The organism is Ruegeria sp. AK11 (assembly GCF_056541095.1).
Genome location: NZ_JBQFXU010000019.1, coordinates 1 through 21,375, shown reverse-complemented (window position 1 = coordinate 21,375; position 21,375 = coordinate 1). Strand labels below are relative to the sequence as shown.

The following is a 21,375-nucleotide window of genomic DNA, read 5'->3' as shown; positions in this document are numbered from 1 at the left end:
TCTACCAAAGCATCGAAAAACAAATGGGACGAGAAAAACTCAACCAACTCCTCGACCTGCTCGAAGAACTACAAGCCGTCAAAGTCTGACCCCGCCTTGTAACGGCGAGGTCAGGGAAGATTTTAAAGGCTCGCCAAACCGGTATCCAGCGCCGACAGGATCTTGGACACATCGTCAGCCGTGATGATCAGTGGTGGCGACAGAATAATGTTGTTACCCGACACCCGAACCATGACACCGTCATCATATGCAACCTTCTGCACCTGCAACGGAAGATGCTTGGCAATCGGTGCTTTGGTGCTGCGATCCGAGACCAGTTCCAGCACACACATCAGGCCCTCACCGCCGCGCACGTCGCCGACCACGTCGTACTTGTCGGCCAGCCTTTTCAGGCCGGTAAACAGTTCATCCCCACGAGCGGCGGCGTTCTCCCACACCCGCAGGCGGTTAATTTCCGCAAGTGCTGCCAAGGCTGCTGCCGCTCCGACCGGATGGCCGGAATAGGTGTAGCCCTGATCGACGGACGCTTTGCCAGTGGTGTCGCGTTCGAACACTTCGGCAACTTGACCGGAAATCATCGCAGCGCCGAATGGGAAATACCCGTTCGTAATAGCCTTGGCCGTCGTCATAATGTCAGGCTGCACACCCCAGTGCCGGGCTCCGCTTTCGCTGCCGGTGCGGCCAAAGGCTGTGATAATTTCATCCGAGATCAACAGAACGCCGTGTTTCGAGCAGACCTCGCGCACCAACGGCATGAAGCTCTCGTGCGGTGGAATTACACCACCAGCACCCAAAACAGGTTCCATGATGAACGCTGCAACAGTATTTGCGCCCTGGAACGCAATCTCAGCTTCCAATGCTTTGACGCAAAGCTGTGCCAAACGCTCGGGATCGGTCTCGTCGAAGGGATTGCGATAAGTCCATGGTGCCGGGATGTGGAAACATCCAGGCATCATCGGTTCGTAGGCAGCACGGAACTTCTGGTTGCCGTTGACCGACGCTGCAGCGAAATGGGTCCCGTGGTACCCCTGTTTCAAGCTTATGAATTTGGTGCGCCCGTCCTCGCCGCGTACCTTGTGGTACTGTCGTGCCAATTTCAGTGCGATTTCAACCGAATCGGAGCCGCCCGAAGTAAAGAACGCGCGGGTCAATCCATCTGGCTCGAAGAACCGGGCCAGCTCGTATGACAATTCGATCGCCTTGTCGTTACTGGTGCCACGGAAAGTTGAATAATAGGGCAAAGCGTTCAGCTGGTCGGCAATCGCCTGCTTCACTGGCTCGCAGGAATAACCCAGATTGACGTTCCACAACCCTCCCACGGCGTCGATGGCCTTGTGGCCGTCCACATCGATGATGCTAACCCCTTCGCCGCCGACCAAAATGGTTGGTAGGTTCTTTTGGCTGTCGGCAGGGTGCGCCATCGGGTGCCAAAAATAGCGGGCGTTGTTTTCCTTCAGGAAGTTGGAATCCTTCATTTCAAAATTCTCCGGGAATTTCGTCCGACCGAACACTCGGTCGAAACTCAGTTGGAAAGTTTGCAGGAGCCTGGCCACCAAAGATTGCCGTAAGCTCTTGCGAAACTTGTTTCAGGGTATTCAGTAGGGGCGGCTGCCGGTCGCCTGCGGTTCTGATTTCAGGAACCGCGAATGAAACCGTCCCAAGCGCCAGTTGATCAATTCCGAAAACCGGGGCTGCAAAGCCATGAACACCGGTTTCGAAACTTCCGTTACTATAGGACCAACCGGTTTCCTTTACTTCGACGAGACGTTCTTGAATGAGTTCAAGGTTCGTTAGCGTAGAGGCAGTAATACGGGGCAAGTCGCGATTTTTGAGGCCTTCCAAAAGTGCAGGAGGGCCAAAACAAAGCATGCACAACCCTGAGGCTGTGGCGTTGAGCGGAAGGACTTCCGTGGGGTCTAGGCTAACTCGAACGCTGTGCTGAGTTGTCTCGACCACTAGCGCCGTTTGAAGAACATCATTTTCCAGAAGAGAAAGGTGCAGGCTTTCTCCTGCTTGTTGCATCGCGGCCTGCATTTTTAGGCGCGCTGCTTTGAGGCCGGGATTTGCAATCTCGCGTAACGCGGCAAGACGCAGTGCCGCCGGGCCAATCATAAAGGATTTTGTTCCCTGATTCTGCTCGATCAATCCGAACTCTTCCAGTTCACGCAGATGCCGAAGAACAGTCGCCTTATTGACACCAGATAGCCGAGCCATCTGGGTCAGCCCGATTTCGGGCCGTGCGTTGGAGAATAACTCCAACAATCTCAAAGCATTAAGAGCAGTTCCCATAAGTTACTCCTCCTCCTTAAGAGAATACTTGACACAATGTAATTAACAACGCAACAATAAACATGACTTATCGGTTCATTATTTGAACCATCAATGGGAGGAGTCTATGAAGAAAATTCTTACCGCTGCCGTAATGGCGGTCTCTGCATCAGCTGCTTTCGCTGAGTATCCAGAGAAACCTGTATCCTTCGTCGTTCCGTGGCCTCCGGGCGATCTGGAGGATGTATTGACACGTCTGATCGCAGATGAATTTCAGGAAATGTACGGCGTACCAGCAGCAGTCGTGAACAAGCCTGGCGGTGGTGGTGGTCCGTTCCCTGGTGCTGTCGAAGTCGCCACTGCTCCGGGTGATGGCTATACGGTCGGCTCTTTTGTAATAGGCGTGCCGGTGATTGGCCCCGAGATTGGCATTCCAGAGCTGAACCCCAACCCATTTGACCCAATTGGCATCTTCCTGACCTATCCGTTCGTGATAGCGTCCAGCAAAGACGCACCCTTCTCATCTTGGGAGGAGTTGGTGGAACATGGCAAAGATAACGATGTTGCACTGGGGCATTTCGGCTCTGTCCTGCCCCCCACCCAGGTGACATTCGCAGCTGCTGTCAGCAGCGGGTTTGATTTCGCCAGTGAAGCCGCATTTGATGCTCTGGACTGCAACACCCTGACTTCAGGCGACGTGGACGTGATCAACACGACACTTCAACTTATACTACCCTGCTTAGATCAGGTGAATGTTCTGGCCAGCATCGGCGGTGAGCGGATTCCCCTGGTCCCTGACACTCCGACTGTTGTCGAGCTAAATCCTGACCTGCCTTTGGCACTATGGAACGGTCTGTTCGTTCACAAAGACACCCCGGCAGAGGCGCGCGAGAAGATCTCGGCAGCCGCTCAAAAGGCTCTGAGCTCCGACAAAGCCAAGCAGCTTGCCGAGGAAACAGGTGCACTGATCTACTGGCAGGACCCGGACGCCTCCAACGCGCAGATTGAAAAAGACAAAGCCTCTTTCGCCAAAATCGAAGAGATTCTGGGCGAATAACTCAAGATTGGCCCGGCAGGATTCAAACTGCCGGGCCTATTTTAATCGGTGGGGAGGTAGAGATGATCGCGAAAACCTTACAGGACATGTTCAAACGATATCGCCGTCCTGGCGATGTAGTTTTTGCGTTCGTGTTCCTTGCGTTTGCTGTCTTTTTGTTAATGCAGCTGGACGAGCAGACACAAATCGTCAAGCGAACCAAGTGGTTTGCGCAACCCAGTCTTTGGCCAATGATAGCCCTCTGGGCCATGGTGATTTTCGGATTTCTGCACTGGCTCAGTTCAGCAATGTCACAGCGGCGTCACGGACGGTGGACCGAAGTGGCATTCTGGTTGAGGTCGTTTGAATATGTTTTCTACTTCCTCGTTTACGTAAAAGCTGTTCCCTTGCTTGGGTATCTTCCCGCGACGGTAATATTTGCCGTGTTTTTGGCAATTCGCACCGGGTTTCGCGATGCTAAGGGTATCGGTTGTGCCGCATTGTTCGGCGTTTGTGTCACGGTCATCTTCAGGGCTTTCTTGCAGGTGAAAATCCCGGCCGGCGCTCTCTATGAGTATTTACCCGACACGGTTCGCGCGTTTGCGCTGACGTATCTTTGAGGTTTCGCTGATGGATGCTCTATTATCAGGTTTTTCGATACTTGCGCAGTGGCCGGTAATCGTTGCGCTTTTGATCGGGTCAATCGGAGGCGTGATTATTGGCGCTCTGCCAGGGGTGGGAGCGCCGGTGGCAATTGCCATTCTGTTACCCGCCACTTTCGCGTTTGAACCCATCGTTGGCCTGACCCTGCTGCTAGGCATCTATGGGTCCTCGATGTATGGCGGTGCAATCCCTGCCGTCCTGATCAATACACCGGGCACTGCAGTCAATGCCTTGACCACCTATGACGGCTATCCAATGACGAAGCGCGGCCAGGGTCATCGGGCGTTGTCACTGGCCTATTCGGCGTCATTTTTTGGAGGCATCTTTTCGATAATTTGCCTTATGCTCTTGTCTCCCGTCCTAGCACTCGTTGCCCCGCATTTTGGCAGCCGTGAGATTTTCCTAGCCGCGTTGCTTGGCATCATATTGGTAATTCTCGCTCATCGCGGCCAGATCTTTGCAGCGGGCATGCTGGCGGCATTTGGTCTGTTCTTGAACACTGTCGGGCTGGAGCCGGTCAAATACACCCGTCGTTTCACGTTCGAGCAAAGCTGGCTGGCTTCTGGGGTAGACCTGATTGTTGTTGTGCTGGGGCTGTTCGCAATCAGTCAGGCATTGCTTCTGTTGCTGGAAAAAAACCATGCACCGGGTGAAGCACATGTTGGCGGAAGCATCTTTGCGGGATTAATAGAGCTGCTTGGCCTCAAGCGTATTGCAACCGTGTCATCCAGCATCGGCGTGTTCATGGGCATGGTGCCGGGCACCGGCGAGTTCACCTCGCAATTCCTGTCATACACATACGCACAAAAAACCTCTAAAAATCCAGAAGCCTTTGGCGATGGTTCGCCCGAAGGGCTGGTGGCTTCTGAATCCGCAAACAATGCTGTTCCCGGAGCGGCGATGATCCCGCTGCTGGCGCTGGGTATTCCTGGCGAGGCACTGACGGCAATGATGTTGTCAGTCTTTTACGTGCACAATGTGATACCCGGGCCGCAGCTGTTCGAAAACCAGATGGATTTCGTCATGGCCCTCTATATGGCGTTGATCCTGCTGAACGTGATCGTTCTGGTGTTTTTGCTGTTCTCGACCAATTTGCTGCTCAAGATCATTCAGATTCCAACTCGTTTTCTGGGCATCATGATCCTGATCCTGGCGTTTGTCGGCGTATACAGCCTGCGCAACTCGATCACCGACTGTGCATTGGCCGCGGCATTTGGAGTGTTCGGTCTGATCCTCAAACGGCTGGACTTGCCGATCGTTCCGATCATCCTCGGCATGGTTTTGGGCGGCATTATGGAGGTCAAGCTCCGCAGCGCCATGGCTCGGGTTAATTCACCGCTGGATTTTGTTGATAGACCGATTGCCGCCATCTTGTTCGGTATGATTGTTCTGATCCTCATTCTGCACTTTCGGGCTCTGTACTTCGAGTTCAGAAATAAGCTGCGACCAGAACCAAACGCCGAACCCGTCGATGCAGATCACCCAAATCAACAAGGTTGAGAATATCCATGGATCAGTCCCTAATCGACGCGCTGCGAATGCAGCAAGTCGCCCCGCGCGGCCACTTCATTAACGGCAATTTCACTGACGGTGAAACGGGTGTGCAGGTTGAAGTGTTGTCCCCCATCGATGGCCAACCTCTGACTAGGATCGCCGATGGCAGCGTGGCGGACATTGAAGCTGCCGTCCTGGCCGCTCGGGTTGCTTTCGAGGACGGGCGATGGTCCGGAATGGCACCGTCAGGGCGCAAGAAAGTGTTGCTGAAGCTGGCGGATCTGATCGAAGAGCGTGCGCTGGAAATCTCTGTTCTGGGAGTGCGCGACAACGGCACCGAGATCAGCATGGCCTATAAAGCCGAGGCGCTTTCGGCGGCGGCGACATTTCGGTACTATGCCGAAGCAATCGACAAGATTTATGGCCAGATCGCGCCAACCAGTCACGATATTCTTGGCCTGGTACACCATGCTCCGGTCGGCGTGGTGGGTGCAATCGTACCGTGGAATTTTCCGCTGATGATCGGCAGCTGGAAAATTGCTCCGGCCCTTGCGGCAGGCAATTCCGTAGTATTGAAACCCGCAGAAAGCGCTTCGCTCAGCCTTTTGAAGATTGCTGAACTGGCTGCTGAAGCCGGGGTTCCGGATGGCGTGTTCAACGTCGTGACAGGGCGCGGCTCGGTTGTGGGCGAGGCACTGGCACTGTCGATGGATGTAGACATTATGGTGTTCACTGGGTCAGGTGCGACGGGTCGTCGGTTGCTGGAGTATTCAGCTCGTTCCAATCTGAAGCGCTGCTACCTTGAGTTGGGCGGTAAGTCAGCCAACATCGTCTTCAACGACGCCCCGGATCTGGCCGAGGCCGCCAAAGTGTCCGTAGCGGGAATCTTCCGCAACTCCGGTCAAGTCTGCGTTGCTGGCTCTCGCCTTCTTGTTCAGGAAGATATCTACCAGGATTTCGTGGCCGAAGTCTCGCGCCATGCTGAAAACTTTCGCGTCGGCGATCCGCTGGACCTGAACAGCCAGATTGGTGCCGTTCACAGCCTGCCGGAACTTGAGGCCAATCTGGATTTTGTTGCCAAAGCCGAGGCGGAAGGGGCAGAGCGGCGCACCGGTGGTAATCGCATCCTGATGGAGAGTGGCGGCTATTATATGTCTCCGACCGTAATGGCCGGGGTAAAAGAGACGGACCACTTGTTTCAGAACGAAGTCTTTGGCCCCGTTCTGGCGGTGACCCCCTTCAAAAACGAAGAAGACGCGATCCGGTTGGCGAACGCCACCGTGTATGGCCTGGCTGGCGGTGTCTGGACATCTAACCTTGGCCGCGCCCACCGTATGGTGGCTGGTATCCGCACAGGCGTCGTGCATGTGAACACCTATGGCGGTGCTGATCTGACCGTACCGCTTGGAGGAGTGCGCCAGTCCGGCAATGGGCACGACAAGTCTTTGCACGCGCTTGAGAAATACTTCGACCTGAAAACGGCTTGGATCAAGCTCTGAATGGCGGCGGAACGAAGGAGGAGCTTATGACTATGAAAACGATCCTGCTGATCGGCACCTATGACACGAAAGAAGCCGAGATGCGTTTCATTGAAAACGCAATTCGCGCACAGGGCGCTGATGTACTGACAATGGATGTCTCAGTGCTGGGTGATCCCAAGACGCCAACAGACATCTCAAAGCACGACGTCGCTTCTGCCGGTGGCATGACCATTGATGAAGTCATCGCACAGGGGGATGAAAATAAAGCTTTTCGGGTAATGTCCGCGGGTGCCGCAAAAGTGGTTGCCCAGGCCTATGCCGATGGCCGCTTTGACGGGATGCTGGCCACCGGCGGTACCATGGGCACCGATCTGGCGCTGGACTGTGCACAAGCGCTGCCGATGGGTGTGCCAAAATACATTGTGTCCACTGTCAGCTTTTCTCCTCTGATCCCTCCGCATCGTCTGGCGCCGGATATTCAGATGATCCTGTGGGCCGGCGGGCTCTATGGTATGAACTCGATTTGCCAGTCTTCACTCAGCCAGGCAGCCGGGGCAGTTGTTGGCGCGACCAAGGCCGCTATTGCACCGGACCGCAGCAAGCCATTGATAGGAATGACCAGTCTTGGCTCGTCTTGTCTGCGCTACATGAAGACGTTGAAACCGGCGTTGGAGGAACGCGGTTTTGAGGTGGCGGTTTTCCACTCTACCGGCATGGGTGGCATGGCATTTGAAAAGCTGGCTGGCGAGGGCGCATTTGCCTGCGTGATGGATTTCTGCATGCAGGAATTCGGAAATTTTATGGCGGGCTCTGTCGTGTCCAGCGGCGAGGAGCGTGCAACCAGTGCAGGTCGCGTAGGCACACCGCAGATGATCGCGCCCGGAGCGTTGGACCTGTTGGATTTCGCGGGCTGGCAGGACATCCCCGACCAATATTCTGGTCGTCCGTTTCACGTGCATAACCGATTGATCAAGAGTTCCGTCTTCAATGGGGATGAACGCCGTGCTTGGATCCGTGAACTGGCCAACCGAATGGAGGCCGCAACGGGACCTGTCCACTTTTTCTTGCCTGTTCAGGGGGTTGAAGCATGGGACAAAGAAGGCGAGGCGGCGCATGATCCTGAAGCACTGGCAGATATGGTGGATGAGGCACGCAAGGTTATACCGGGTCGTGTGCCGATGACGGAACTTGACGCTCATATCAACGACAACGCGTTCAGCGAAGCGGTCCTCGTGCAATTTGATGCCTGGGTCGAGCAGGGTGTGATCAGCAAAAATCGCTGACCTTCGTCATTCCAACAAATGCATTTTGCCTTCGGACGCCGTGGCGCCGCCTCGAGGGATACCTGCGAAAGTTGCATACCATAACAGGAAAAAGATCAGCTTATTGCCGACAAGACAAAGCTGCTTGGACCCAATGTATCATCCCTCTAAGGCGACCCGGTCCATTTTGTTAGGGGTGAAGGAGTATCCTGCCAGGTATCACGGCACTGGGGAAACCAATGACGAATGGCCATCCGGTGGGTGGTGTTGTTACACGAGCAGAATTCCTTGTTACTTTTCTTAGGGGATATCGCTATTTCAGAACGTTTGATAGCAACCCCGTTTTCTGTGCTGCAGCGATGGCGGTATTGGAAGAGATCAAAGACAGCAATTGCTGGAGAGCGCGAAAAATGTGGGATTGCATGTTCGCAAATGAATGGAAGCGCTGGCGCAGAAACATGCCGTTATTGGAAACGCACGCGGATTCAGTCTGATCTTCGGTGCAGAAATTGCTTTAGACCGCGACGGCAAGGAACAAGGATATCGGCTTTCGCATATCTGGACGAGTAATACGAGAAAAGCGATCATTCTGATGGACACGTCTCCGGTTTGATTGGACCAGACAGTGACTATCGGAGCGAAAAGCTCGAGTTGATCGTGTCACTATGAACTGTTGGGTCACTATCTATGGGCTACGGTACAAAAAACGGTAACGTCCCTAGTACCTTTACACCCGCACACCACCAAAAGGACACGCGTAAGCAGAATAGCAAAGCCAAATTGATATGCCGGGTGTGATCCTGAAAAAAAACAGAGCGTCACATACATCCTTCCGACACTTCACTCCTCGGTAAGGTGCTTCCTGACAGTTGGATCAATCTTGGTACTATGAGTTGAGTAGATACCACAGGCGGCAATGGCCTCACGCGCGGTTACCCGCTCGTGCAGGCGCTTCCAGATTGTTTTGGCGGCATAGGGATGCGGGTAAGGCCGCCAAGCAACACCCATCGTCATTCCCCGCAGATACTTTAGTTGCTGGCGGTGCGCTGAATATAAGATGGTATTGGCAACGCTGCCTTCGCGCATCAACTCATGTTCGGTTATAAATATCCTGTTTCCCCGCATTGTCACCAAACCAACGTAACGGGAAATCTGGTGCATGCTTTTGTCTTGTGATGTGGCGATTTCGCGGGACCGGATTGTGAAAAGCCCATCAACTTCCTGAATACGGATTAACGAACAAAATATCTTCCCTTCCCAGGAAGGCGTGCAGAAAAACGAGTGATAGAAACCAACATAGCGCCTGAGGTTTTTGTGTTGGCCCCGAAAAGGATCCAAAAACGCGTCTGCGGGCGTTTTTCCGGATGGTGGTAAGACGTCCTTTAGCATTTGCTCAAAGTAAGCAGTTTCAGCGAACAGTTCGGCTTCTGTCAGGCCGAAATGGCGCGCGATCCGACGCATGTTGTGGGCCGAAGGCAGGCTGGAGCCATTCAGATACCGATTGAATTGCTGCCGGTTGACGCCAATATCCCGACAAATCTTTGAAATATTGCCGTGTTCTGCGCATAGCGACTTCAGGTTGGCAGAAAAATACTGGGACATGGAAAAACCCTTCGCTATTTGACGCTATTTCGCTGCAAATAGCATCACTTCGCATAAGATTGCACAATTTGTTTTTTCTGCAAATTGTTTTCTTCTTCGGCATCAGCTCGCAAAAAACAAGCTCTCGGATGCCAGTTAAAACCGTCGAAAACACATGGATCACACTCTCCGACGGGCGGAGGCTTGCTGCTCGACTCTGGTTACCCGAAACCGGTCCAGCTCCGGCCATTCTGGAATACCTGCCTTACCGCAAACGCGACGGCACAGCGCCCAGGGATGAAACAACACATAAGGTATTTGCCGAGGCTGACTATGCCTGCGTTCGGGTCGATATAGCGGGTACGGGCGACAGCGAAGGGCAATTCGACGATGAATACTCGGAACAGGAACTGAGTGATGGTGAAGAAGTCATCGCATGGATCGCAGCGCAGGATTGGTGCGACGGTCACGTTGGGATGATCGGAATATCTTGGGGTGGGTTTAATGGTTTGCAACTGGCTTTCCGGCAACCGCCTGCGTTGAAGGCCGTCGTCAGCGTCGCCTCGACCGTGGATCGCTATGCAGATGACATCCATTTCATGGGTGGTTGCCTGCTGAGCGACAACATGAACTGGGGTAGTCAGATGTTCGCTTATCTGACCAGGCCCGCAGATCCGGCCTTACGCGCAGACTGGCGAGAGGATTGGCTGATGCGGCTGCAAAACGTTCCATTTTCAGCCGCCGATTGGCTGCGTCATCAGACACGGGACACATACTGGAAGCACGGCTCGGTTTGCGAAGACTGGTCTGCTATCCAAACCCCGGTTTTGGCCATAACCGGCTGGGCAGATGCGTATGTAAATGCCCCGCCTGCTTTGACAGCCAACCTGACATCGCCCACCAAGGCCGTCATCGGGCCATGGGAGCATCGATACGCGCATATCTCGAAAATTGATCCTGCGGATTTCCATTCCGAAGTCATCGGCTGGTTTGATCGCTGGTTGAAAGAACAGGAAAACGGCGCAGAAGATTTGCCTGCGTACCGGACATACATGCAGGAGCATTTCAACCCGACACCGAAAAACAGCCCTCGGCAAGGTCGCTGGATAGCTGAAGGTCGCTGGCCATCGCCGCACGTACATGAACAGATCTGGCATCTGGCACCGGGCGAATTTTCCCCTACCCCAGCCCAAGGTTCCGCAGCCATTTCGTCGCCCTGCCATTTGGGCATGCAAAGCGGGTATTTTTGTGCAGGTATGCGGATCGATAACGAGCTGCCCGACGACCAGGCAAGCGACGATGCATTGTCGCTGTGCTTTGACAGCGCGCCATTGCGTGCGCCGCTGGAATTGTTGGGGCGCGCAAGACTGAATTTTCGGTTTTCAGTAGACAAGCCTGTCGCTCAGATTATTGCGCGCCTATGCGATGTATCACCCGAGGGTATTTCACAGCGCATCAGCTACCGGTCGTTGAACTTATGCCATTTCCGCGATCACGAGACACCTGAATTCTTACAACCCGGCGAGGAATATGAGGCCGAGGTTGCCCTAAACGAATGTGCGCATCGACTGCGTGAGGGTCATGTGTTGCGGCTGGCCCTGTCGACGTCCTACTGGCCAATCATCTGGCCATCGCCAAACCAGGCACAGGTGACATTGCATTTGCAGGACTGCGCCCTGCATTTGCCGGTGCGCGAAGTATCGCGTGAAATCCAAGCTTCCGAACCCGGTCCGGCGCCGAAGTTTCCGGTTCTTGCAGCCGATCAATTGCGGACACCTGCGTCGCATTCCGAACGTAAAGAAACAGAAGACGGCCGGATCGTGCTTGAGACGTTTGACGACTATGGTAAATCACGCGATCCCTATCACGGCCTGATTGTCGGCAGTGATGTGCGCATGCATTACGGCATTAACCCGGATGACCCGGCCACTGCCCGGTTTGAGACGGCCTGGAATTTCACATTCGAACGGGCGGAGTGGCAGGTCGCCATCTCGACCGAGTGCCGCATGAGTTGCGACACGCAGAATTTCTACCTCTACCGCAAACTTCGCGCCACCGAAGGTGCCGATGAAACCGAAGTCCTGACAAAGGAATGGTCGGAAACCATTCCACGCGGATTTCTCTGACTTAATCCTAGGGAGGATACTATGAAGATAGAATGGACAAAGGCCAATGTTGGTCGTCGCGGGTTCCTGAAAGGCGCAACCGCGCTTGGAGCGACCACGGCGCTTCCGATGGGGTGGGCAAATCGCGTATTTGCAGCAGACGACGGTGTTCTGCGGGTACGGGCCTACGGCGATGCACAGAATATGGATCCGGCCCACTCGGTTGGTGTCGTGGAAGAAGAGGTACATGCCTCGATCTACAACAAGCTGATCCAGTATAAGCCAGGCGAGGAATGGGGCTGGCAGCTCGACGCGGCAACGATGATCGAGCAGGTTGACCCCACCCATATCAAGTTTGCATTGCGTGACGATATCGGCTTCACCAACGGCTTTGGCGCCATGACCGCCGAGGACGTCAAGTTCAGCATGGAACGGATCGTGGATGACGCGACCGACAGCCCAAACAAACCCGACCTGGGACCGTTCAGCCATGTTGAAGTGACCGGTGAACGCGAAGGGACGATTGTGTTGAACAAACCCTTCGCACCGATTTGGTCAATTGCCCTGCCTTACATCACCGGAAACATTGTTTCGAAAGCAGCGGTCGAAGCAGCCGGTGGCCGGATCGGTGCTGATCCGGTGGCAGAGTCCGGCCCATATCTGCGGGACAGCTGGTCGCCCAAGGAAAAAACGGTTCTTAAGCGCAACCCCGACTGGAAGGGCGATGCTCCGACATGGGACACAATCGAGATCTATCCGATCGACGACGAAAACACCGCCGAGATCGCGTTTGAAGCGGGCGAACTGGACGTAACTCGCGTGTCGCTGGGTTCAGTCGAACGTTATCGCGCTGGTGTTCCCAATGGAGGATCGCTGGTTGAGAAACCCTCGCTTTACTATGTCTGGATGGGAATGAATGTTGAACATCCAAAGCTGCAAAATCAGAAGCTGCGACAGGCGATTCAACATGCCATAGATGTCCCCAGCATTCTGGAGGCTGCCTATTTTGGTGCAGCCGAACCGGCAACCGGGATCATTGCTCCGGGTTTGGCTGGGCATCGGCCGTCTTCGCTGGTGCCACCTGAGGCAAATTTCGAAAAAGCGGCGCAACTGCTTGCGGAATCGGGTGAAACCAACGTCACTCTGACCCTCGACACGCTAAACAAGACAACGTTCACGACAACTGCACAGATCATTCAGGCGACGCTGGCGCAAATCGGTATCACAGTTGAGGTGAATGTTCTGGAATCCGGTGCGTTCTGGGCGTCTGGCGACAACGAAAACCTGCAACTTGTTCTGAACCGCTATTCGATGACGCCGGACCCGTATTATGCGACGTCGTGGTTTACGCCCGAGCAAATTGGCAAGTGGAATTGGGAACGCTTTAACAGCGCAGAGTTCAACGAAATCCACGAAGCTGCGGCTGGGGAAACAGATATCGCAAAGCGGGCTGAAATGTACCAGCGTGCGCAGGACTTGATGGAAGAAAGCGGTGCCTATCGCTTCATCACACACGAGGCAACACCGGTCATTCACAGCGCAGGTGTCATTCCTGCATTGCGCCCGGATGGGCTGTCGCTGCTGCGTTACTTTGGCAAGTCGACCTGACCTCCCCAGGTCGACAGGGAGCGGCGGGCGCTGACACTCGCCGCTCCATAACCAACGCCATCCAGCCACAAGGAGCCAGTTGGCCATGCTGAACTTCGCAACCCGTCGCTTCGGGCTGTCGCTGCTCATCCTTTTCGTGGCGGTCACCGTCATGTTCCTGATGATCCGCGCTGTACCAGGCGATCCGGTCCAGATCATGCTGGGTCCGCGCGCCACACCCGAGCTTCAGGCCCAACTCACCGCCGCACTTGGTCTTGATCAACCGATCTGGAAACAGCTGCTGATCTTTTACTCGAACCTTTTGCAGGGTGACCTTGGCACCGATGTCTTCTCGGGTCGGTCTGTGACTGAGATTGTGTTTCAGCAATTGCCGTTCACTCTGGAGCTGATTTTTGCATCAATCCTGTGGTCCGCAAGTCTTGGTATCGCACTTGGCGCTTATGCGGCTGCGCATCCAAACACGATGATCGACCGGATCGCCGCCGCAATTTCCGTCAGTTTTGTTGCCGCTCCGGCCTTTGTTGTTGCGCTTTTGGCTTTGTTGGTTTTCGCCGTTAATTTGCAGTGGTTTCCCGCCATTGGGGCAGGAGAGGGGTTCTGGGACCGCCTTGACCATCTGGTTTTGCCTGCATTCGCCATAGGGCTCAGCTGGGTAGGATATATCGCACGGCTGGTACGGGCGTCGATGCTCGAGGTCATGGGTGAAAGCCATGTGCGTACCGCCCGGGCCTTTGGTATCGCGGAACGTCGCGTGGTCATGGTTTACGCATTGCGTATCGCAATTCTACCCGTGGTCACCGTGATCGGGGTCGGGATGGGCTTTCTGCTCAGCTCAGCCGTTTTTGCCGAAATCGTTTTTGCCCGACCAGGCTTGGGTAAGCTGGTCATCGACAGCATCACGACCCGAAACTATCCGATTGTGATGGGTTCGGTCCTTGTATCAACGGCACTGTTCGTTGTGTCGACCGCCTTGGCCGATCTGATCAACGCGCTACTCGATCCACGCGCACGCACGGCTCATTAAGGAGGCGGAGTGATGGTAAAATCTCGTTCCGAACTTGGCCAGATCATAGTCGGGGTTGCCCGCGACCCGCTTGGGTTAATGGGTTTGATAATCGTTGGGACCATCGTGTTCTGCGCGATATTTGCTGCCTGGATTGTGCCTTACGATCCCATTGCCATGGATATCAAATCCCGCCTGCAAGGGCCGTCCGCGGCGCATCTGTTGGGCACGGATCAGCTGGGTCGCGATACGTTTTCGCGGGTGATTGCTGGGGGGCAGGTTGCGCTTAAAGTGGCGCTGCCAGCTGTTTTCGGCGCGATGGCGATTGGCCTGACTTTGGGCATGATAGCCGGGTACGGGCCGAAATGGCTCGACAACCTGCTGATGCTGTTTTTCGATACCATCCGGTCCTTTCCGACGGTGATGTTTGCACTGGCTGTTGTGGCCCTTGTCGGGCCCAGCTTGCAGACAGTTGTATTCGTGGTCATGGCGACCTCGATCCCGACATATGGGCGCGTGGCGCGAACCCAGACCCTGACGCTTCGCAATTCCGAATTCATTCTGGCAGAGCGATCAATGGGGGCCAGCATGACGCGTATTCTGGGTGTGCACATGCTACCCAATATCATCGGGGTTCTGGCTGTCTTGGCAGCCATGGATATACCCACCGTCATCGCGCTGGAGGCCGGGCTGTCATTTTTGGGGTTGGGTGTGAAACCCCCGACACCCAGTTGGGGAGCCTTGCTCAAGGATGGCTATTCCCTGATCCGCCAAACACCGTGGCTGGTGGTGGGCGGGGGCCTGCCGATCATTCTGGCAACACTTGGATTCACTTTCCTGGGCGAAAGCCTACGTGATGTGGTCGACCCGAAATTGAGGAAACAGCGATGACCGATACACTGCTGGAAATCGACCGCCTGAGTGTTGACTACGAAACGGGCCGTGGCGACCTTAAGGCCCTGAGGAACATCACATTCAACGTCAACAAGGGTGAAATTGTTGGTATTGTCGGGGAATCCGGATGCGGCAAATCCACCCTGATCTCATCCATCCTGCGCCTGACCGCCCCCAATACGCGGTTCCGTCAAGGTGAGGTTCGTTTCAAAGAGCAGGACCTGTTGAAGGCTTCCGAGCGTCAGATGCGCGACCTGCGCGGTGCAGACATATCCATTGTCTTCCAGGATCCGATGCAAACGCACAATCCGGTTCTGACCATCGGGCAGCAGATGCTGGACATTCAGCATCGCTCAAAGCAGTCAAAGGCGGATAAATTGACCCACGCAGCCAAGATGCTGGGAGCTGTCGGCATCCCCGATCCCGAAGCGCGCCTGAAGCAGTATCCGCATGAGTTCTCAGGTGGGATGCGCCAGCGGATCGCCATAGCAATGGCGTTGATGTCCGAGCCGGACCTCTTGATCGCGGATGAGCCAACCACTGCATTGGACGCCACTCTTGAGGTACAGATCATCGAGCGCCTACAAGAATTACAGCGCGAGTTTCATTGTGCCATTCTGTTTATTTCGCACCATCTGGGCGTGATCGCGGAACTCTGCGACCGGGTGGTGGTAATGTATGCAGGAGCCGTTGTCGAAAGCGGCGATGTGCGTGAGATTTTCCACAACCCTAAACACCCCTATACACGTCGTCTGATCGAATGTGATCCCGGCCACATCAAAGAACGCGCCCGCGTTTTGCCCACCATCCCCGGTGAAGTGCCTGATCTGGCCAACCTGCCCGGGGGGTGCATCTTTCGGGACCGTTGCGATCAGGCCATGGCGCGCTGCGCGACCGATGTGCCGCCACTGGATCAACTGAAAGAAGGCCACCACGCCGCATGCTGGCTGAACCACGAGGAGGTCGCAACATGAGCTTGCTGAATGTCGTGGATCTTAAAACCAGTTATGGACCGGTCAATGTTCTGGCGGGTGTCAGCTTTACCGTAGAACCTGGCGAAACTTACGCTCTGGTTGGTGAAAGCGGATCGGGTAAGACGACGGTAATCCGCGCGATTGCGGGTCTTGCGCCTGCACAGGACGGTTCGGTTACATTCGAAGGTCGGGAAATTCGGGGCGCGCCGGAAAGCGTCATGCGTCCGCTGCGTAAAGACATGGCGATGATGTTTCAGGACCCGGTCGGTAGCCTGTCGCCCCGCCTGACAATCCGCAGCCTGATCACCGAACCCTATCGCATTCAGGGTATGAAAGATCGCGATCTGGATGCCGAGGCCAAGCGCCTATTGGAAATGGTGAACCTGCCCGCGCATTTTGCCGATCGCTATCCCTATCAGCTGTCAGGAGGTCAGGCCCGGCGCGTGGGCGTCGCGCGCGCCCTGGCGCTGGAACCCAAGCTGATCCTTGCGGACGAGCCGACTGCCGGTCTTGATGTCTCGGTTCAGGGTGAGTTGCTGAACCTGCTCAACGAACTGCGCGAAAGGCTGGGGCTGGCGATGGTCATCATCACGCACAACCTCAGCGTCGTGCGTCACGTGGCCGACAGAATGGGCATCATGTATCTGGGCCGTTTGGTCGAGGAGGGCACAACCGAAACGATCTTCAACAACCCGCGCCATCCCTACACCCGCTGCCTTCTGAGCGCCAACCCCGAGCCGGACCCGGATGCGCGATTGGAACGGATCGCCCTCAAAGGGGAGCCTCCCAGCCTGCTGAAGCGGCCATCTGGCTGTGAGTTTCGCGAGCGTTGCCCCTTTGCCAGAGACATTTGCACCCAAACCCCGGAATGGGAAGTAAAGGGCGGCCATGGGCTGCGTTGTCTGGCCCCGCTGTCGTAACTAGGAAATCCAATGCCAAGCACACTCTACTTCAACGGCACCATCCTGACTATGGATGCGCAGAACTCTTCACCAGAGGCGGTGCTGACTGACGGCAACAGAATTCAGGCAGTGGGGGCCGAGGCTGAGTTGCGCGCCCGCATGCCTTCGGATGCGCACGAGCATGATCTGAAGGGTCGTACCCTGATGCCCGCCTTTATCGACCCACACGGGCACTTTCCCGATCCCGGCTTTGTTAAGCTGTTCCGTGTCGATCTGTCTTCGCCGCCTTTAGGGGATTGCAGAGACATGTCACAGGCGTTGGACAGGCTTCACGAAAAGGCGAGTGCAACACCCGAGGGTGAATGGGTCATGGGGGTGTCCTTTGACAATACGTCCATTCTGGAAGGTCGAATGCCCACACGGGCCGAACTGGACGGCGTGTCACAACGCCATCCAATCTGGGTCATTCACGCGTCGGGTCATAATGGCGTGGCAAATTCTCTCGCGCTGGAAAGACGCGGGATAACTCGTGAAACTCCTGATCCAGAGGGGGGCCGTTATGGCCGCGATCCGGAAACCGGAGCACTGACCGGATTGATGGAAGGGCTGTCGGCCATGGGTGAAATGGGCGATACTGATTTCCTGATTGACCGCGACCGGTTTTGGCGGGGTTTTGACGCCTGCCGCAGCGAATACCTGGCCCATGGTGTGACCTATGCCCAAAATGCCTGGGCATCGCAGCCCATGCTGGACCACTTCGCCAGCCTGCCTGCGGATCAGGATCCGGGAATTGACATCGAGCTTTTGCCCGTCGGAGATCTGGAGCCAGAGTTATCTTCGCGTTGGATTGGAACGAGCTGGCCGGGCAACCCGCATTTTTCGCTGGGTCCGCGCAAACTGTTTACGGACGGGGCCTTTCAGTTACAGACCGCGTATTTGTCTGCTCCATATTTCAAACCTGCCAGCCCTGATAATCCTTGTGGAATGACCTATACCTCGCAAGAGCAGTTGGTTGCGGATGTAGAAAAGCTCCACAGTCAGGGCTTGCAGATTCACTGCCACTGCAATGGCGATGCCGGTGCCGAGATGTTCATAGATGCGGTGGAAAAGGCGCTTGTTGCACACCCGCGCCAGGATCATCGACATACCATTATCCATGGCCAGGTTCTGAGGGATGACCAATTGGAGCGTATGGCCCGGCTTGGTCTGACCGTCAGCTTCTTTCCCGCCCATGTCTTCTTTTGGGGGGATCGTCATTACGATACTTTCCTGGGACCCGAGCGAGCCGAACGGATATCGCCAGCGGCGTCAGCCGAACGGTATGGCGTGCGATACACGATCCACAACGACGCCTCGGTCACACCGACGCGTCCAATCCATCTTGCCCATTGCGCGGTGAACCGAAAATCCGCTTCTGGCCGTGTGCTTGGCGAGGATCAGAAGATCAGCGTTATTTCAGCCCTGCGGGCCCAAACCATTGAAGCCGCGTGGCAGGTGTTCAAGGAAGATCAACGCGGATCCATAGAAACGGGTAAAATTGCAGATTTTGTTGTTCTTTCGCGCAATCCACTGCACGACCCGGACCGCTTGTCAGACACTGTCGTGCTTGAAACCATCCGCTATGGCGAAAGGGTTTTTTCCGCTGTGTGTACTGAACAAGAGTTTGAGCACGCATAATGGCGACCAAGCGTATTGTGATCGCGGGGTTTCAACATGAAACCAACTGTTTCGGTGTAACGAAAGCTGGGATGCCTGAGTTTGAGATGGCGGATTCCTGGCCGGGAATGCTGCATGGTTCACAGGTTGTTCTGGAAACCGAGGGCATGAACCTTCCGATCGCGGGTTTCACCGCCGCGGCACAGGCAGCGGGATTTGATGTCATTCCCGTTTTGTGGTGCTCTGCCGAACCGTCCGCCCATGTCACCGATCATGCATTCGAAACGATCTGCGGGATGCTGTTGGACGGAATATGGGGCGCAGGCCAGATTGATGGTGTCTATCTTGATCTGCACGGAGCTATGGTCTCCGAAAGCCTTGCTGACGGTGAAGGAGAGCTTTTGCGTCGCGTTCGTGAAACTGTGGGTCCAGACGTTCCAGTGGTTGCAAGTTTGGACCTTCACGCCAACATTTCCACCGAAATGGTCGAACACTCAGATTACCTGTCGATTTTTCGCACTTACCCACATTTGGATATGGCGGAAGCGGGTGCACGATGCGTTCCAGTCTTGCGTCGCCTGCTGGCGGGTGAAACCCTATACAAAACGTTCCAACCGGTGCCTTACCTGATCCCCCTGCATGCGCAACACACGGGTTCTGCGCCGATCAGTGATATCTATCAATTGCCTGTCAGGTTTGAACAGCAAGGCATTCTGGCAGAGATCGCTCTTGGTTTTACGGCGGCGGATTTTCCTGACACCGGACCATCCTGCCTTGCTTATGCCTTGACTGCTGAAAAAGCGGCTGCGGCTGCCAAAGAGATTGTCAGCATGTTCCTGTCCCGTGAGGCCAATCTTGAATGTAAGATGTTGTCTTTGGAAGAGGCCGTTTCTACATGTCGTCAAAGGCGCGAAAAACCCATCGTTCTAGCCGATGTTCAGGACAATCCGGGCGCAGGCGGAACGTCAGATACAACGGGGCTGCTGGCCGCTTTGATTGAGGGCGGGGTAAAAAACGTTCTGATGGGTCTGTTCCATGATCCGGAAAGTGCCATTCAGGCCCATGCGGCAGGGGAGGGCGCACGGATCATTTTGGCTATCGGCGCAAAGTCGAACCTGGCCGGACATGTTCCATTCAGGGCAGAGTTTGAAGTGCTTTCCTTAAGTGATGGAACGTGCCGCTATACCGGTGAAATGTATGGCGGCGGAACAGCTACGCTTGGCAAGACAGCTGCGCTTCGCTTGGTTGGACACGACGCCGAGATCGACCTTGTCGTCACAAGCATACGAAACCAATGCCTGGATCGCGCACATTTCACACATATCGGGTTAAACCCTCTGAGTTATTCGGTGATCTGCGTCAAAAGCACAGCGCATTTCCGGGCGGATTTCGAACCAATTGCAAGCCATGTAAATGCGGTCGCTGCGCCTGGGGTTTTCCTCTGCGATCTTGGAAAGGTCCCTTATTCTTGTATCAACAGAAGGTTGGCCAACTGTCGCCATACCTCCTTTGACGTGACGTGAAACGAAAGTTTGTTGACGTGAGATACGCCCCAATGGATTCAAATATCTCAACCCCGAAGGGCCAGCCTTGAGCCGTCCACATAAACCCGACCCCGATTGGATCTTGAATACGATTCCCTGAGGCCAGTCGGCCAAAATGCATCTTCATACACCAGTTGACCCACGTCTCTCTCAGAGCTTGTTACAACGCAAAGGCAACTTGCACATCACTGAATCGTTTCTTCGGCATAGATACACTTCTCTCGCACCAGAAATGTATCCGAGGCAATCGCAGCGCGATCAGCATCTCCTACTGAGCGGGGTCAACATTACCAAAAGAAGCTGTCATCCTCCAGCAAGGATGCAATTGTCAGGTTGGCATCCTCTTCTGACACATTGTCTGTGGCTTCTTGCCACACAGCTTCCAGGATGGTTGTCGAAGGCCCGTAAATGTTGTTTTTCACGCAAGAGACAACCAATCCATAGATATCTTCCTCATTCTGGAAGGTGGGCAAGTCTGGCACGAATTCCAGATAGTCGACATCTTCGTCCCATTCGGAGGCACCGGACTCCTCGGCCACCGTCACGGTATTGTTTTCCGGTGCCAACAAAGCGCTCAGTTTTGGTTGAGCAGGACCGATGGTCCCATTTCCATCAATATCGTGACTGTAGAAGGTTTCGACATCCACAACATTGGCGATGCTAACACCGCCTTGGTATTGCCCCGAAGCATCCGTGGTCCATTCAGCATATGACCCGTTCGCATTTTGCCACAGCACCTTGTAGCCACCGCCCGAGGCTTCGGCCTGAAGCGCCTGCCAGCCCGGCAGGCTGTCTGGCCCAATAGCATTGCCGTTATACGTCAGGTTGATGGTACCGTTGATCAGGTACTCACCGCGGGTTGAAGACGCGAGTGTTATCGACCCGCTGGTCTCGATATTGGTTA

General features: G+C 55.0%; 19 protein-coding genes. 15 read left to right on the top strand and 4 right to left on the bottom strand.

Translation table 11 applies throughout. The annotated features are described in order from the left end of the window. Positions 1-122: 122 nt before the first annotated feature. Both ACR0D9_RS20135 and ACR0D9_RS20130 read right to left on the bottom strand, forming a co-directional pair. The gene (locus ACR0D9_RS20135) at positions 123-1,475 is read right to left on the bottom strand and encodes an aminotransferase class III-fold pyridoxal phosphate-dependent enzyme (RefSeq protein ID WP_480489338.1); all 1,353 of its coding nucleotides are present in this window, start codon (positions 1,473-1,475) and stop codon (positions 123-125) included. Between the two features lies 1 nt (position 1,476). Continuing rightward, positions 1,477-2,289, bottom strand: a complete 813-nt coding sequence (locus ACR0D9_RS20130; protein ID WP_480484910.1) for an IclR family transcriptional regulator — start codon at positions 2,287-2,289, stop codon at positions 1,477-1,479. Positions 2,290-2,395: 106 nt separating this feature from the next. Between ACR0D9_RS20130 and ACR0D9_RS20125 the strand changes: the two genes are divergently transcribed. The 7 genes from ACR0D9_RS20125 (at position 2,396) to ACR0D9_RS20095 (ending at position 8,817) form a co-directional block, all read left to right on the top strand. Beyond that, complete coding sequence (locus ACR0D9_RS20125; RefSeq protein WP_480484909.1) at positions 2,396-3,325, top strand: tripartite tricarboxylate transporter substrate binding protein; 930 nt, start codon at positions 2,396-2,398, stop codon at positions 3,323-3,325. A gap of 62 nt (positions 3,326-3,387) precedes the next feature. Next, positions 3,388-3,924, top strand: a complete 537-nt coding sequence (locus ACR0D9_RS20120; RefSeq protein WP_480484908.1) for a tripartite tricarboxylate transporter TctB family protein — start codon at positions 3,388-3,390, stop codon at positions 3,922-3,924. A gap of 10 nt (positions 3,925-3,934) precedes the next feature. Beyond that, on the top strand, positions 3,935-5,467 hold the full coding sequence (locus tag ACR0D9_RS20115; RefSeq protein ID WP_480489336.1) for a tripartite tricarboxylate transporter permease: 1,533 nt from the start codon (positions 3,935-3,937) through the stop codon (positions 5,465-5,467). An 8-nt stretch (positions 5,468-5,475) separates the two neighbouring features. After that, positions 5,476-6,960 (top strand): aldehyde dehydrogenase, encoded by a 1,485-nt coding sequence (locus ACR0D9_RS20110; protein ID WP_480484906.1) that lies wholly within the window; start codon positions 5,476-5,478, stop codon positions 6,958-6,960. A 26-nt stretch (positions 6,961-6,986) separates the two neighbouring features. Next, the gene (locus ACR0D9_RS20105) at positions 6,987-8,225 is read left to right on the top strand and encodes a Tm-1-like ATP-binding domain-containing protein (protein ID WP_480489334.1); all 1,239 of its coding nucleotides are present in this window, start codon (positions 6,987-6,989) and stop codon (positions 8,223-8,225) included. Positions 8,226-8,443: 218 nt separating this feature from the next. Continuing rightward, complete coding sequence (locus ACR0D9_RS20100; RefSeq protein WP_480489332.1) at positions 8,444-8,698, top strand: hypothetical protein; 255 nt, start codon at positions 8,444-8,446, stop codon at positions 8,696-8,698. Continuing rightward, on the top strand, positions 8,641-8,817 hold the full coding sequence (locus ACR0D9_RS20095; RefSeq protein ID WP_480489340.1) for a hypothetical protein: 177 nt from the start codon (positions 8,641-8,643) through the stop codon (positions 8,815-8,817). The genes ACR0D9_RS20100 and ACR0D9_RS20095 overlap by 58 nt, the downstream gene beginning before the upstream one ends. Before the next feature lie 227 nt (positions 8,818-9,044). On the opposite strand, the gene ACR0D9_RS20090 is transcribed toward ACR0D9_RS20095, so the two are convergent. After that, the gene (locus tag ACR0D9_RS20090) at positions 9,045-9,806 is read right to left on the bottom strand and encodes a helix-turn-helix transcriptional regulator (protein ID WP_480484904.1); all 762 of its coding nucleotides are present in this window, start codon (positions 9,804-9,806) and stop codon (positions 9,045-9,047) included. A gap of 128 nt (positions 9,807-9,934) precedes the next feature. Between ACR0D9_RS20090 and ACR0D9_RS20085 the strand changes: the two genes are divergently transcribed. The 8 genes from ACR0D9_RS20085 (at position 9,935) to ACR0D9_RS20050 (ending at position 20,450) form a co-directional block, all read left to right on the top strand. Then, on the top strand, positions 9,935-11,911 hold the full coding sequence (locus ACR0D9_RS20085) for a CocE/NonD family hydrolase (protein ID WP_480540040.1): 1,977 nt from the start codon (positions 9,935-9,937) through the stop codon (positions 11,909-11,911). A gap of 21 nt (positions 11,912-11,932) precedes the next feature. Continuing rightward, positions 11,933-13,498, top strand: a complete 1,566-nt coding sequence (locus tag ACR0D9_RS20080; protein WP_480484902.1) for an ABC transporter substrate-binding protein — start codon at positions 11,933-11,935, stop codon at positions 13,496-13,498. A gap of 85 nt (positions 13,499-13,583) precedes the next feature. After that, positions 13,584-14,522, top strand: coding sequence for an ABC transporter permease (locus ACR0D9_RS20075; RefSeq protein ID WP_480484901.1), 939 nt, complete (start codon positions 13,584-13,586; stop codon positions 14,520-14,522). 12 nt (positions 14,523-14,534) lie between these two features. Continuing rightward, positions 14,535-15,392: an ABC transporter permease gene (locus ACR0D9_RS20070; protein WP_480484900.1), complete on the top strand. Its 858-nt coding sequence runs from the start codon at positions 14,535-14,537 to the stop codon at positions 15,390-15,392. After that, positions 15,389-16,369 carry an ABC transporter ATP-binding protein gene (locus ACR0D9_RS20065; protein WP_480540039.1) on the top strand — a complete coding sequence of 327 codons (981 nt, stop codon included), beginning with the start codon at positions 15,389-15,391 and terminating at the stop codon, positions 16,367-16,369. Before ACR0D9_RS20070 ends, ACR0D9_RS20065 begins: the two co-directional genes overlap by 4 nt. Continuing rightward, the gene (locus ACR0D9_RS20060) at positions 16,366-17,289 is read left to right on the top strand and encodes an oligopeptide/dipeptide ABC transporter ATP-binding protein (RefSeq protein WP_480489328.1); all 924 of its coding nucleotides are present in this window, start codon (positions 16,366-16,368) and stop codon (positions 17,287-17,289) included. Before ACR0D9_RS20065 ends, ACR0D9_RS20060 begins: the two co-directional genes overlap by 4 nt. A gap of 12 nt (positions 17,290-17,301) precedes the next feature. After that, positions 17,302-18,948: an amidohydrolase gene (locus ACR0D9_RS20055; protein WP_480489326.1), complete on the top strand. Its 1,647-nt coding sequence runs from the start codon at positions 17,302-17,304 to the stop codon at positions 18,946-18,948. Beyond that, a complete protein-coding gene (locus tag ACR0D9_RS20050) occupies positions 18,948-20,450 on the top strand; it encodes a M81 family metallopeptidase (RefSeq protein ID WP_480489324.1) in 1,503 nt (500 codons plus the stop codon). The genes ACR0D9_RS20055 and ACR0D9_RS20050 overlap by 1 nt, the downstream gene beginning before the upstream one ends. 308 nt (positions 20,451-20,758) lie before the next feature. Here ACR0D9_RS20050 and ACR0D9_RS20045 read toward each other — a convergent pair. Next, positions 20,759-21,375: hypothetical protein (locus ACR0D9_RS20045; protein ID WP_480489322.1), on the bottom strand; the 617-nt coding region annotated here is incomplete at its 5' end.